The 12,932-nt window shown below is 60.5% G+C and carries 13 protein-coding genes and 1 pseudogene; 8 read left to right on the plus strand and 6 right to left on the minus strand.

The window, feature by feature from the left end:
• Positions 1-212 precede the first annotated feature (212 nt).
• Both ACZCWR_RS19390 and ACZCWR_RS19395 read right to left on the minus strand, forming a co-directional pair.
• Complete coding sequence (locus ACZCWR_RS19390) at positions 213-923, minus strand: helix-turn-helix domain-containing protein (protein ID WP_487304604.1); 711 nt, start codon at positions 921-923, stop codon at positions 213-215.
• Positions 924-1,013: 90 nt separating this feature from the next.
• Entirely contained in the window at positions 1,014-1,667 is a 654-nt protein-coding gene (locus ACZCWR_RS19395) for a glutathione S-transferase family protein (RefSeq protein WP_487304605.1), read from the minus strand.
• A 238-nt stretch (positions 1,668-1,905) separates the two neighbouring features.
• Between ACZCWR_RS19395 and ACZCWR_RS19400 the strand changes: the two genes are divergently transcribed.
• Positions 1,906-3,282: a polyhydroxyalkanoate depolymerase gene (locus ACZCWR_RS19400; protein WP_487304606.1), complete on the plus strand. Its 1,377-nt coding sequence runs from the start codon at positions 1,906-1,908 to the stop codon at positions 3,280-3,282.
• Here ACZCWR_RS19400 and ACZCWR_RS19405 read toward each other — a convergent pair.
• The 3 genes from ACZCWR_RS19405 to ACZCWR_RS19415 are packed head-to-tail and all read right to left on the minus strand — an operon-like array spanning position 3,279 to position 5,650.
• Positions 3,279-4,613 carry an ATP-binding protein gene (locus ACZCWR_RS19405; protein ID WP_487304750.1) on the minus strand — a complete coding sequence of 445 codons (1,335 nt, stop codon included), beginning with the start codon at positions 4,611-4,613 and terminating at the stop codon, positions 3,279-3,281. The two genes, ACZCWR_RS19400 and ACZCWR_RS19405, sit on opposite strands and share 4 nt — an antisense overlap.
• 2 nt (positions 4,614-4,615) lie before the next feature.
• On the minus strand, positions 4,616-5,329 hold the full coding sequence (locus ACZCWR_RS19410) for a response regulator (RefSeq protein ID WP_487304607.1): 714 nt from the start codon (positions 5,327-5,329) through the stop codon (positions 4,616-4,618).
• Between the two features lie 12 nt (positions 5,330-5,341).
• Entirely contained in the window at positions 5,342-5,650 is a 309-nt protein-coding gene (locus ACZCWR_RS19415; RefSeq protein ID WP_487304608.1) for an EF-hand domain-containing protein, read from the minus strand.
• 222 nt (positions 5,651-5,872) lie between these two features.
• On the opposite strand from ACZCWR_RS19415, the gene ACZCWR_RS19420 reads away from it, so the two are divergent.
• Positions 5,873-6,145, plus strand: a complete 273-nt coding sequence (locus ACZCWR_RS19420) for a hypothetical protein (protein WP_487304609.1) — start codon at positions 5,873-5,875, stop codon at positions 6,143-6,145.
• 322 nt (positions 6,146-6,467) lie between these two features.
• The gene (locus tag ACZCWR_RS19425; protein ID WP_487304751.1) at positions 6,468-7,289 is read left to right on the plus strand and encodes a 3-oxoadipate:acetyl-CoA acetyltransferase; all 822 of its coding nucleotides are present in this window, start codon (positions 6,468-6,470) and stop codon (positions 7,287-7,289) included.
• Positions 7,290-7,296: 7 nt separating this feature from the next.
• On the opposite strand, the gene ACZCWR_RS19430 is transcribed toward ACZCWR_RS19425, so the two are convergent.
• A complete protein-coding gene (locus tag ACZCWR_RS19430) occupies positions 7,297-8,229 on the minus strand; it encodes a LysR family transcriptional regulator (RefSeq protein ID WP_487304610.1) in 933 nt (310 codons plus the stop codon).
• A gap of 174 nt (positions 8,230-8,403) precedes the next feature.
• On the opposite strand from ACZCWR_RS19430, the gene benA reads away from it, so the two are divergent.
• From benA to ACZCWR_RS19455, 5 genes and pseudogenes are all read left to right on the plus strand, one after another.
• Entirely contained in the window at positions 8,404-9,768 is a 1,365-nt protein-coding gene (gene benA, locus ACZCWR_RS19435; RefSeq protein WP_487304611.1) for a benzoate 1,2-dioxygenase large subunit, read from the plus strand.
• 12 nt (positions 9,769-9,780) lie between these two features.
• Positions 9,781-10,275 carry a benzoate 1,2-dioxygenase small subunit gene (gene benB / locus ACZCWR_RS19440; protein ID WP_487304612.1) on the plus strand — a complete coding sequence of 165 codons (495 nt, stop codon included), beginning with the start codon at positions 9,781-9,783 and terminating at the stop codon, positions 10,273-10,275.
• A 106-nt stretch (positions 10,276-10,381) separates the two neighbouring features.
• Positions 10,382-11,398, plus strand: coding sequence for a benzoate 1,2-dioxygenase electron transfer component BenC (gene benC / locus ACZCWR_RS19445; protein WP_487304613.1), 1,017 nt, complete (start codon positions 10,382-10,384; stop codon positions 11,396-11,398).
• Complete coding sequence (locus ACZCWR_RS19450) at positions 11,395-12,180, plus strand: 1,6-dihydroxycyclohexa-2,4-diene-1-carboxylate dehydrogenase (protein WP_487304614.1); 786 nt, start codon at positions 11,395-11,397, stop codon at positions 12,178-12,180. Before benC ends, ACZCWR_RS19450 begins: the two co-directional genes overlap by 4 nt.
• A 469-nt stretch (positions 12,181-12,649) precedes the next feature.
• Positions 12,650-12,733, plus strand: a pseudogene (locus tag ACZCWR_RS19455) (ESPR domain-containing protein); the annotation flags it as partial.
• Positions 12,734-12,932 lie beyond the last annotated feature (199 nt).

The raw sequence follows: 12,932 nt of genomic DNA on the forward strand, positions 1-12,932 counted from the left end.
CGTCGAATCGTCGCGCGACGCGGGTGCGGTGGCGCGTCATCATCGTGCAGAGAAAGGTGACATGCCGCGCCGCGCTCGTGCATGGATGCACCATGTGGACGGTTTATCACCGAAGGAATACTGAACGCATTGCACCGCAGCATTTGGAAGCACGATGCCGCCTTATGCATTCAAAATGCAAAACGCGAAACGCAAAACGCAATACGCAAAGCTCAATGCAGCACGAGCCGCGCGCGATCCACGATACGCACCTGCCTGCCATCCAGCACGATCGCGCCTTCTCGCTGCAGCTTCGACAGCATGCGGCTCACGGTTTCCAGTTCGAGGCCGAGGTAGCTGCCGATATCGCCGCGCGTCATCGGCAAATGGAGCTCGACTCCGTGGTCCGGCAGTGATGACGTGTTCACCGCGTAACGTTCCACGAGATCGAGCAGAAACGCCGCCACACGCTCCCGCGCGGGCATCGTGCCGAGCATCAGCGCGAGCCGCGAAGCGCGCACGATCTCCGCGCTCATGATCGCAAGGAGTTCATGCTGCATCGCGGCGTAGCCACGGCACAGCGGTTCGAGTATTCCAAACGGCATGATGCGCACGACGCTCGCCTCCAGCGCCACGGCATCGCTTTCATGCTGGCCCGTGCACACGGCATCGAGTCCGAGGGTTTCATCCGCGAGATGAAAGCCGGTGACTTGTGTATGCGGCCCGCGGTCGTTGTCGATGGCGGGACAGGTCGAGATCGTCTTGAAGCAGCCCGATTGCACCGTGTAGAGACTGTGCAACGGCTCGCCGGCGCAAAAAAGCGCGTCGCCTCGTCCCACTGAGCGCGTGGGGAAGGGAAGCGCATCGGCATCGGTGAAATGAATGTGAAGGACATGCGCGTGCCGAACGGTATCGGACGCGCCGTGGTTCGGTGCGGTTTCCATGGCCGTTTCCTCCTGATACTCAGTATGGTTCACGATCGGCCTAAATGGAAACTGTCTGACGACAAACTGGAACGCTGCGAACGAACGTATTTAAAATTCAATATCCAGTTCGTCTATTTCTTCGACTTCCTGTTGCGCATCCGCGAGCCATTGCTGCATGTCGGGCAGCGCGAGAATGCGTTCGCCGAAGGCGACGATATCCGCGTCGAGCTTCACGTCGTAGGTCACGAAGCGCGTGACCACGGGCGCGAACATGGCGTCCGCCGCGCTGCGCTCGCCGAACAGGAACGGGCCGCCGTATCGTTCAAGACAATCGCGCCAGACGGTCACGATGCGATCGATATCCGTTTGCGCGCGCGCCCAGACCTTGAAGCCGGGAAAGTGCGCCTTGAGATTCATCGGCAATGCAGAACGTAGCGCGGAAAAGCCCGAATGCATTTCGCCGCAGATCGCGCGGCAATGCGCCCGCTGCGCGCGATCCTCGGGCAGCAGACCGGCATCGGGACACACTTCGTTCAGATATTCGGCGATAGCGAGCGTGTCCCATACCTTGATGCCTTCATGAAACAGGCAAGGCACGAGAATCGATGGCGAGAGCAGAAGCAGTTCGGCACGCGCGCCGGGATCGTCGACGGGCATCACGGCCTCTTCGAACGGCAGTCCGCTGAAGCGCGTGAGCAGCCAGCCGCGCAGCGACCAGGACGAATAGTTCTTGCTGCTGATGGTGAGTGTCGCAATCGACATGAACGTCTCCGACGCTTGAGTCCATAAACCGAATGACACGCCCAAAACGGGGCATCGAGCGCTACGCGCATCGCGCCATGCACGCTTGCGGACGCGCATGCACCACGAGGCGGCAGTTCATGCGCATCGATTGCGTAGAACGCAAATGCGATGCCAGTCGTCATGGCCTTCGCGTCAGGACAACATACTTTGGCATGCGTATTGCCTTGTCGTCTGATTCGACGCGACCACGCGAGAGATGAACCCATTCGCTTACTCCGCCTATCAGGCCATGGCCGACTTCATGTTGCCGATGCGCCATGCCGCATCCGTCATGCAAGGCGCGCTCGGACAATGGCCTGCAATGAGCGATACGTCGTGGGGCCGCACGCTTGGGGCGCAATGCGAACTGATCGAACTCGCGGGATTGACGCATACTCGGCCGCCGTTCGGCATCAATGAGACCGTGGTCGATGGCATGCCGTTACCCATCGTCGAGGAAGTGGCCGCACGTACGCCGTTCTGTTCGCTCGTGCACTTTCGCAAGGGCGGCCACGCGCCCACGCAACCGCGCGTATTGATGATCGCGCCGATGTCCGGCCACTTCGCCACCTTGCTGCGCGGCACCGTGCAAACGATGCTCGCCGATCACGACGTCTTCATCACCGACTGGCACAACCCGCGCGATATCGCGCTGATACATGGGCGCTTCGGTTTCGATGAATACGTGCGCCATATCATCGAATTCGTCGAAGTGATCGGGCCGGGCGCGCATTTGCTCGCGGTATGTCAGCCGACGGTCGCGGCGCTCTCGGCCGTCGCTTTGATGGCGCAGGACGATCATCCCGATCAGCCTGCGAGCATGACGCTGATGGCTGGTCCCATCGATACGCGGGTGAATCCCACACGCGTGAACGAACTGGCCAAGAGCAAGCCGATCGAATGGTTCGAAAGCAATCTCATCGGCATGGTGCCGTTCGGCTTCGCGGGCGCGACGCGTCGCGTTTATCCGGGCTTCGTGCAACTCATGGCGTTCATGTCGATGAATCTTCCGCGTCATTTAGATTCGTTTTCCGAAATGTTTCGTCAGCGCATGAAGGGCGACCCGTTACAGGCAGATGCCGTCCATGTCTTCTACGAAGAGTATTTCGCGACGATGGACCTTACCGCCGAGTTCTACCTCGAAACAGTCGATACCGTGTTCCAGCGTCATGCGCTTCCGCTCGGAGAACTGACTGTGCGAGGCGAGACGGTCAACCCTTCGGCGATTCGCCGCACCGCGCTGTTCACCGTGGAAGGCGAACGCGACGATATCTGCGCGGTCGGCCAGACGCTCGCCGCGCAGGACATGTGCGACAAACTCAGGCCGTATATGAAGACGCATCATGTGCAGACGGGCGTGGGACACTACGGCGTGTTCAACGGAAGGCGCTGGGAGCAGCAGATTTATCCACGCATCCGCGCGATGATCCACGACAACGAAACCAGCATCACCGGTGTGAATGCGCGCGCGCAGCCGGTCACGAACTTGCAGGCGATCACGCCATTCGTGAGGGAAGGGATGATGGGCGCAGACGTATCGGACGAAGCGGACAAGCAGGCGATCACGCCGCCGACTGTCATCACGGACGACTAAGCATTCAAGGGCAGCACGATCAGCGTTTGCGCGCCGCCGCCTTCGCGTGCCGAGAGTTCGAGCGTGCCGCCATGCAGCCGCGCGATGCGCTCCACGATGGCGAGTCCGAGACCTGTTCCCTTGGGTTGACCTTCGCCACCGCCGCGTTTGAAGGGCTGTTTAAGTGCTTCGGGATCCTTACCGGAAAACCCTTTGCCCCGATCCGAAATGACGATGCACACCGTCCGCGCGCGAGTATCGGTCCACGTTCGCGCCTCAAGCCCGACAACGCCATAAATGACCGCGTTCTGCATCACGTTCATCAACATCCGCATCATGCCGATGGGACGAAACGCAAACGGCTCGACCTCGCCCAATGAAAGCGCGAACTCATGTCCCAGTCCCGCAAAATCCGCCGCGAGATTCGCAATCAGCGCATTGAGATCACCGACGACAGGCGTTTCCTTCGCGCCGCTTCCCGCGTAGTCCATGAACTGCTGAAGAATGGTGTCGATGGTGTCGAGATAGCCTTCCGCCGATGCCGTGAATCGCGCATCGACCGAAGGCACGGATGACATCGCCATGGCAAGGCGCAGCTTGGTGATCGGCGTGCGAATGTCGTGCGAGATGCCGGCGAGCATCAGGGCGCGCGTCGCATCGGCTTCGGCGAGCGCGGCGGTCATGCGGTTGAAGGCGTCGCTGACTTGCGCGATTTCCGTCGGGCCATCGGTTGGCAGCGTGCCGGGATCGCCGCCCGAAGAAAGCGCCTGCGCCGCCTGCGCAAGATGCGCAAGCGGCCGGTTCAAATGGCGCTGAATCACATACGCCGCCGCCACCGCGAGCGCGGCCAGCACGAGCGATAACCATAACGTAGTGACGAGCCCTTCATCGTGCGCGGCTTCGGGAACGGGCAGCGCAAGCCAGCGCGGTTCGCCCGAAAGATGCGCGCGAATCCACAAACGTTGCTGACCATCTCCGGTGCTGTCGCTGCTCTGCCAGCGCACGGGAATGTCGGCGGGCAATTCATGGCGCAGGTGCGTCATGAACGTCCGGCGCTGATACGTGCGATAAAAATGCAGGCTCGATTCGGGTGCGGCCTCGCGCGCATCGGCGGGCATGTCGCGGCGTACATCGAGATTGGCCGTGATGGCGGCGGCATTATCGGGCGGCGTGGCGCGCAGCAGCTTATCGAGCGTGACGATATAACTCGCGAACGTCGATGCCGCCAGTTCCACGCGCGGCCGCTGCACGAAGTACAACAACGCCGACAGCGCGCACACCTGGCTCACCGCAATGAGCACCACGAGCAAAAGAATATTGCGTGCAAAAAGCGAACGCGGCACGAAGCGCACGCTCACGACTCCACTTCGGCGAGCAGCATGTAGCCGACGCCCCACACGGTTTTGATGAAGCGCGGCTTGCCCGGATCTTCCTCGATCAACTGACGCAGCCGCAACACCTGCACGTCGATGCTGCGATCGAGCGCATCGTGCCCGCGTCCCCGCGTGCGCGCGATGAGATTGTCGCGACTCACCGCGCGATTCGCCGACGAGCCGAGCGCGTGTAGAAGCTGCATCTGCGCCGAATGAATCTCGAACGGTGCGCCCAAGCGCGCGAGTTGTTGCTTGCCGAGATCGAGCCGGAAATCGCCGAAGCGCAGAATCTGCGAGGCGAGGGTGGGATCGCCCGCCGCGATCTTCTGGCGGCGCAGCAAGGCCCGCACGCGCGCCACGAGTTCTTGCGGCAGAAAAGGCTTGGCGAGGTAATCGTCCGCGCCGGTTTCGAGTCCGATTACTTTATCGACGGGATCGCCCTTCGCCGTGAGCATGAGGATGGGCAGCGTCTGACCTTCCGCGCGCAAACGCTTGCACACGGAGAGGCCGTCTTCGGGTTCCATCATCCAGTCGAGCACGAGCAGATCGTACGGTTCGCGCTGCAAATAGCGGTCGAGCCGCTTGCCGTTTTCCACCACGCGCACTTCGAATCCTTGCGATGTGAGGAAACGCTGAAGCATGTTGCGCAGTTCGGCTTCGTCGTCGAGCACGATGATCTTCGGCTGGGCTTCCATCGCAGGCTCCGGTCAGCGTTGCGCGGCGTGCTGGCGCAGGAAGGCTTCGATCTGCGGCAGCGTGATATAGCCGTTCTTTTGCGTGTCGATTTCGTCGAAGTGGCGCGAGACCATCGGCATGCCCATCGCGGCCTGATCGCGCGTGAGCTTGCCGTCATGCGTGGTGTTGGCGCTGGCGAAACGCGTCTGCAATTTCTGCATGGCCTGCTCGACGCGCGGGCTTGCGCCCATCGGCTGAGTGGCGGTTTGCGCCTGCGCGATCACGGGCGCGGTGCACAGCAAGAGCGAAAGCGAGAAGAGGGCGGCACGGAGGGTCTGCATGGGGTTCTCCCTTATTGATGAGGATGTCGCCATTTTTATGGACCAGCGCCTCGCAGGCAATCTCAGGGATGCTACGAATCGTGTCACCGCATGTCAGGTGGATGCATGCCGACATGCCGTGAAACAAGTCCTCGCTCGCTTCGGGCGCGCTGCATGGCTATCGTTGCGTCACTGCCTGTCGATCAGGTGCAACCGCTTCCTTCGAAGCCCAAGGATATCGCCATGAATCATCGTTTGCTCATTGTCACCACTATCGCCGCGCTGGGTCTGACTTGCGTTGGAAGCGCCTTTGCGGGAACAACCGTGCGCGTCACGTATGTCGCGCCTGCTGTCGTTTATGCGCCCGTGCCGGTCAGGCCGGTGGTCGTCGCGCCGGTTGTTGTGGCCGTGCCGCCTCCGCCGCCGCGCAGACCGCCTGTGGTGGTCTATGCGCCGCCGGTTCGCGTCTACTATGCCCAGCCTGTGTACGCCGCGCCCGTCGTCATGGTGCGTTGATTTCAAAAAAGGATAGTGCATATCCTCGCGACGCAATGCGCGCTTTCCGCCGCCCGACGCGAATTCCCGCGCCTCCTATACTGGAAGCGCCGGAACGCAGCATCCATGCACGAAAACCGTTCGATTCGTAGGAGGAACGGCGGCGGGGCCAACGCATCATGAAAAAACGGGTTAGGGTTAATGTGGCTTGCAGCGTGCGTGCATATCCCTCACCATTAAAAACGTACTAGTTAGTTAAAATATGGAGCGGCGGGTTCGTGTTCCCGCGAGGCCCGCGCCGCAAAGGAGCGACAGCGTGACTTCCCCCAGCAATGAAGGCAAGATTCAGGAGCCGTGCATCATCTCGGTGGCCATTACCGGGTCGGTGCCGAAGAAGAAAGACAATCCCGCCGTGCCCATTTCGATCGAGGAACAGGTCGAAAGCACGCATGAGGCCTACGAAGCGGGCGCTACGCTCGTTCATTTGCACGTGCGCGACGAGGACGAGAAATCGAGTTCGGACCGGCATCGCTTTGCCGAGTTGCAGGAAGGCATTCGCAAGCATTGTCCGGACATCATCATCCAGTTTTCAACCGGTGGACGCGGACGTTCGTTCGAACAGCGCGGCGCCATGCTCGATCTGAAGCCGGACATGGCTTCGCTTGCGACCGGCTCGGTGAATTTTCCGACCATCGTGTATGAGAATCCGCCGGACTTCGTGCGCTCGCTCGCGCAGATGATGCTCGATCACAACGTCAAGCCCGAAATCGAAATCTTCGATCTGGCGATGCTCTATAGCACCGTCGATCTCGTGAATCAGGGCTTGCTCAAGTCGCCCGTGCACGTGCAGTTCGTGATGGGCGTGAAGAACGCATTGCCCGCGCGCCGCGAGATTCTCGACTTCGAAGTGGAGCAGCTCAGCAAGCTCCTGCCGGATGCGACATGGACGGCGGCAGGCATCGGACGTCATCAGCTCGAAGTGAATCACTGGACGCTGGAACTCGGCGGACATTGCCGCACGGGTCTGGAGGACAACATTCGCTGGGACAAGGACACGCTTGCCAAGAGCAACGCGCAACTGGTGAGCCGCGTTGCTTCGCTATGCGAAGAATATGGCCGGCCGGTTGCCACGGCGAAAGAAGCGCGTGAACTACTAGGTCTTTAAACGATGTTCAATCGCGCGCGGCGGGCTCGTCCCGCTTGCGCGCGTTTTCCATTCCCCATTCGCTGTAAATCTGCTGAATCAGTTCCGCGAGCAACGCGACCTCCGGCGAGTCATCGGCCAGACGCGTGCTCATGATGATGGGAGACACGATCGTCGCATCGTCGAGCCGCCGGTACACCACTTCATCGCGACGCAGCCGTTCCACGCTCGCCGGCACCAGAGCGATGCCTACGCCCGCCGCGACCAATCCGAGCGCGGTCTGCAACTCCTGCACCTCATGCACTTCCTGCGGGTCCAGCCCGCGATCCGCGAACGCCGACAACACCTGATCCGCGTAACTCGGCCTCGGCTTGCGGGGATACACGATGAGCGGTTCGCGCGCGAGCCGCATGAGACTCACGGGCGCATTCTGCGTGCATAACGCATGATCGTCCGGCAGCGCGACGAGCAGACGTTCCTCGCGCAGCACTTCGCGCCGCACCGAGGCATCGTCGATACGAATGCGCCCGAAACCGACATCGATTGCACCGGTTCTCAACGCGGGCAACTGATCGACGGTCGACATCTCCACCAATGAAATTTCGGTTTGCGGCATGGCTTGCCGCATCTTGCGCACGACCGCGGGCAGCGCCCCATACAAGGTCGATGCGACGAACCCGATCACGAGCCTGCTCTCCAGCCGCGCGACGCGTCGCGTGAGCTTGGGCAGATCGTCCGCGTGTTCGATAAGTCGCATGGCATGCGTCAGAAAGAAGCGTCCCGCCTCAGTGAGTTTCACCGGACGGCTGCCACGCTCGAAGAGGCGCGTGCCGACTTCATCTTCGATCTGCTGAATCTGCCGCGACAGAGGCGGCTGCGAAATGTTGAGCAATTCCGCTGCGCGCGTGAAGTTCTGCGTGGTCGCCACCGCCACGAAATAGCGTAGATGCCGGATTTCCATGGACATACCTTCAAGGTATCGAAAGATGCGGAAACGGTCTTGGACACCGCGCCGATGGGCTTTCTATCATTCGTTCACAGCAGCGCCAATCCCGATGATACCTCCGACGGTATCGCGCGGCACGGCAAAACCCCACGCTGCGCACGACTCATCAGCAGTCAGGAGACGCATCACATGAGCGACACCATTACCTTCCATCGCAAGGCGGACCGCCTGCTGGACACCATGCTCGTCGAAGACAGCGAGCAGCATATTTACCGCTTGAATCGCGCGGCTTTCACGGAGCCGAGTCTTTTCGATCTGGAAATGAAGCATGTTTTCGAGGGCAACTGGATTTACCTTGCTCACGAAAGCCAGATTCCCAATCCGAACGATTACTTCACGACGACTATCGGGCGTCAGCCGATCGTCATCACGCGCAACAAGCAAGGTGAACTGAATGCGCTGATCAATGCGTGTTCGCATCGCGGCGCAGTCTTGTGCCGGCACAAGCGCGGCAACAAGTCGAGCTTTACGTGCCCGTTTCATGGCTGGACTTTCAGCAACGCGGGCAAGCTGCTGAAAGTAAAAGACCCGAAAGATGCGGGCTATCCCGAGAGTTTCGATTGCGATGGAAGTCATGATCTCGCACGCGTGCCGCGCTTTGCCAGCTATCGCGGATTTTTATTCGGAAGCCTGAATAAAGACGTTCTGCCGCTCGAAGAGCATCTAGGCGAAGCGGCCAAGATCATCGACATGATCGTGGACCAGTCGCCCGATGGTCTCGAAGTGCTGCGCGGCGCATCGTCGTATATCTATGACGGCAACTGGAAGCTCGGTGCGGAGAATGGCGCGGACGGCTATCACGTCAGTTCGGTCCACTGGAACTATGCCGCGACAACAGGCCGCCGCAAGACCTCCGCCGATGGCGATGCAATTCGCGCGATGGACGCATCGAAATGGGCGAAGCAGGGCGGGGGCTTCTATTCGTTCGAGCACGGGCATTTGCTCTTGTGGAGCAAGTGGTCGAACCCGGAAGATCGCCCGGCGTTTTCGCGTCGCGACGAACTGATCGAACAATACGGTCAGGCGCGCGCCGACTGGATGATCGGCAACTCGCGCAATCTCTGTCTCTATCCAAACGTTTATCTGATGGATCAGTTCAGCTCGCAGATTCGCGTGCTGCGGCCGATTGCCGTCGACAAGACCGAAGTCACGATCTACTGCATCGCGCCGAAGAACGAAGCCGCCGATGCGCGGGCGCGCCGCATCCGTCAATACGAAGATTTCTTCAATGCAAGCGGCATGGCGACGCCCGACGACCTCGAAGAGTTTCGTGCATGCCAGCAGGGTTATGCGGCATCCGCGCTGCCCTGGAACGATATGTCGCGTGGCGCGCTGCACTGGGTCGATGGCGCCGACGAAGCCGCGAAAGAACTCGGCCTCGCACCGAAGATGAGCGGCGTGAAGACGGAGGACGAAGGGCTCTTCACGATTCAACACAAATACTGGCTCGACACGATGCGCGCCGCGTGCTCGTCCGACGACACGAGCCGATAAGGAGCGAAGACGATGACAATCGATATCGAACAAGTCCGCGCGTTCCTGTATCGCGAAGCGCGATGTCTGGACGACCGCGAATGGGACGACTGGCTCACCTGCTATGCCAGCGACGCCGTGTTCTGGATGCCCGCGTGGGACGACGACGGCGAACTCACGCGCGACCCCGAGCGCGAAATCTCGTTGATCTATTACGGCAACAAGGGCGGTCTGGAAGATCGCGTGTTTCGCATCAAGACGGAAAGGTCGAGCGCGAGCACGCCGGAGCCACGCACCTCGCACAACATCGCCAACGTGGAGATCGTTTCGCGCGATGCCGATGCACGCCGCTGCACGGTGCGCTTCAACTGGCAGACGCTCAGTTATCGCTACAAGACGACGGACGTGTATTTCGGCGCGACGGAAGTTGAGCTAGATACTTCGGCGGGGTCGCCCGTCATCAAACGCAAGGTCGTGACGCTGAAGAACGACTACATCCACCACGTGATCGACGTGTACCACATCTGACTGATCGCGCATTGCACTTTGCATGTTGCGTTTTGCATGCGAAATGCAATCGTGCATTTTTAATTTTGCATGCGATTCGCATCGCCGCGTGCCAGGAGACAAAGCCATGACTCATTCCATCGCGCTGCAGTTCGAGGACGGCACGACGCGCTTCATCGGCTGCGAGCCGGACGAAACCCTCGCGGATGCCGCGTATCGTCAGGGCGTGAATGTGCCGCTCGATTGCCGCGACGGCGCGTGCGGTACTTGCCGCGCGCATTGCGAATCGGGACGGTACGACGGCGGCAGCTATATCGACGATGCGCTCACCGAAGAGGACGCCAACAAGGGCTTCGTGCTCGCCTGCCAGATGCGGCCAGAAAGCGATTGCGTCGTGAAGATCGCGGCATCGGTGGCTGCGTGCAAGACAACGGCTCAGGCGGTGACGGGCACGCTTGCCACCCTCGATCGCAGCACGCCGGGCACGCTGTCGTTTTCCATCTCGCTGGATCGTCCGCTCGATTTTTTGCCGGGGCAATATGCGAACGTGCGCATTCCCGGCGATGACGAAACGCGCGCCTATTCCTTCAGTTCGCCGCCCGGCTCGAAGGAAGCGAGTTTCCTCGTGCGCGATGTGCCGATGGGCAAGATGAGCGGTTATCTGCGCCACGACGCCGCGCCCGGCACGCCGATGAGTTTCAGCGGCCCGCACGGCAGTTTCTATCTGCGCGATGTGCAGCGTCCCGTGCTCATGCTCGCGGGGGGCACCGGCCTCGCGCCGTTCCTCTCGATGCTCGCCCAGCTTGCCGCGCGCGGCGAGACGCAGGCCATCACGTTGATGTACGGCGTGACGCACGACGCGGATCTCGTCGGTCTCGATCAGTTGGACGCGTTCAAGGCGAAGTTGCCTGGTCTTTTGTATACAACATGCGTCGCGTCCGAACAAAGCACGCACTCGCGCCGGGGTTACGTGACGCAGCACTTCACGTCGGAAACGCTAAACGACGGCGATATCGACATCTACGTTTGCGGACCGCCGCCGATGGTCGAAGCGGTGCGCGCGTATCTGAAGCAGGCAGGCATCGAGCCGGCGAACCTTTACTTCGAGAAGTTCGCGGCCAGCACCGAGAGCGTCGCGGCATGAATACTCGATTCCGATTCAGCGACAAGGTCGTGGTGGTGACGGGCGCGGCGCAGGGCATCGGCGAAGGCGTGGCGATGGCAGTAGCGGTGGAGGGCGGCACGGTGGTCGCGATCGATCGCTCGGAACAGGTGTTGGAACTTGAGCGGGGTGTCGAGGCGTCTGGCGGCGAAGTCCGCGCGCATGTCGCGGATCTCGAAGAGTACGAAGGCGCGCAGTCCGCCATCGACTTCGCGCTGACTGCGTTCGGACGCATCGACGTGCTCATCAACAATGTCGGCGGAACGATCTGGGCGCGGCCCTACGAGCACTACGAACCGAAGCAGGTCGAAGCCGAAATGCGTCGCTCGCTGTTCCCCACGTTGTGGTGCTGCCGCGCCGTATTGCCCTTGATGATCGAGCGGCGGCATGGCGTGATCGTCAATGTGTCGTCCGTGGCGACGCGTGGAGTGCATCGCGTGCCGTATTCGGCGGCGAAGGGCGGCGTGAACGCGCTGACCGCATCGCTGGCGATGGAGGTCGCGCAGCATGGCATCCGCGTCAACGCCGTCGCACCGGGCGGCACCGACGCGCCGCCGCGTCGCGTGCCGCGCGGCGATTCACCCGCTGATGAGCGCGAGCGGAACTGGTATCGCGGGGTGGTCGATCAGACCGTGGCGTCCAGCCTCATGCATCGTTATGGAACGATCGAGGAGCAGGTTCGACCGATTTTGTTCTTTGCGTCGGATGAGGCGTCGTATGTGACGGGGGCGGTTCTGGCGGTGGCGGGGGGCGATCAGGGGTAAGTTTCATCGCGTTTGGATTAGGAAAGAGGGCCGCGGCTAAACCGCGGCCTTTTTACTTTTGGGTTTTTGATTTGCTCGGATGCGTTGGCGTCGTCGTTTTTCATTCAAATATGTAATTGCCTTTAGGCAATCGCAAATCAAATAAGAATGCCTAAAAACACGCATATCAAATAATTCACTTCTTTTAGCTTTCTATTGGGTTAATAGAACCGTATTTTTTTTACGACGGACCTCCACGACGGGCATTTTTTAAGAATTTCCGCCTATCTATCCCAATCTGGATAACTAGAATCAGCGCTCTCCGTTTTGCAATCTTGAACAATGATTGCTTGCGGGACAGACATTGAAGCGCACTGACTCACGAATTCTTGAAATAGATTCGGATGACTAATCACGTCCATTCAAATCGATGTTCGAGAATTCATGAGCCAGGGTAGATAAGACACAGTTATCAAGAGAAATTCGCGAAATGAACAAGATTTACCGCGTTGTGTGGAGTCGGGCTTCGGAGCAATGGGTGGTCGCGGCCGAGAATGCTGGTTCGAAGTCGGGCGGGCGCGGTCGGTCCGCTGCTACGGCCTTGACGCTGCTGGCGGCTGCCGGGGGTGCGCATGCGGCTTCCGGCACCTTTTCGGTGGGTTTGCTGGGCGATGGAGGGAGCAATCCTTCGGCGTGCATTTCTTCTGCCGATTCCGCCGTTCCGAGCAACGATCCTGCCGCGTGCAACGGCACTGTCTTCGCGGGCGGATTCG

Source organism: Caballeronia sp. A2-2, from assembly GCF_057612605.2.

Coding starts and splice junctions, on each gene's coding strand:
- ACZCWR_RS19390 (WP_487304604.1), bottom strand. CDS start 923: ATGGAAACCGCACCGAACCACGGCGCGTCCGATACCGTTCGGCACGCG.
- ACZCWR_RS19395 (WP_487304605.1), bottom strand. CDS start 1,667: ATGTCGATTGCGACACTCACCATCAGCAGCAAGAACTATTCGTCCTGG.
- ACZCWR_RS19400 (WP_487304606.1), top strand. CDS start 1,906: ATGAACCCATTCGCTTACTCCGCCTATCAGGCCATGGCCGACTTCATG.
- ACZCWR_RS19410 (WP_487304607.1), bottom strand. CDS start 5,329: ATGGAAGCCCAGCCGAAGATCATCGTGCTCGACGACGAAGCCGAACTG.
- ACZCWR_RS19415 (WP_487304608.1), bottom strand. CDS start 5,650: ATGCAGACCCTCCGTGCCGCCCTCTTCTCGCTTTCGCTCTTGCTGTGC.
- ACZCWR_RS19420 (WP_487304609.1), top strand. CDS start 5,873: ATGAATCATCGTTTGCTCATTGTCACCACTATCGCCGCGCTGGGTCTG.
- ACZCWR_RS19430 (WP_487304610.1), bottom strand. CDS start 8,229: ATGGAAATCCGGCATCTACGCTATTTCGTGGCGGTGGCGACCACGCAG.
- benA (WP_487304611.1), top strand. CDS start 8,404: ATGAGCGACACCATTACCTTCCATCGCAAGGCGGACCGCCTGCTGGAC.
- benB (WP_487304612.1), top strand. CDS start 9,781: ATGACAATCGATATCGAACAAGTCCGCGCGTTCCTGTATCGCGAAGCG.
- benC (WP_487304613.1), top strand. CDS start 10,382: ATGACTCATTCCATCGCGCTGCAGTTCGAGGACGGCACGACGCGCTTC.
- ACZCWR_RS19450 (WP_487304614.1), top strand. CDS start 11,395: ATGAATACTCGATTCCGATTCAGCGACAAGGTCGTGGTGGTGACGGGC.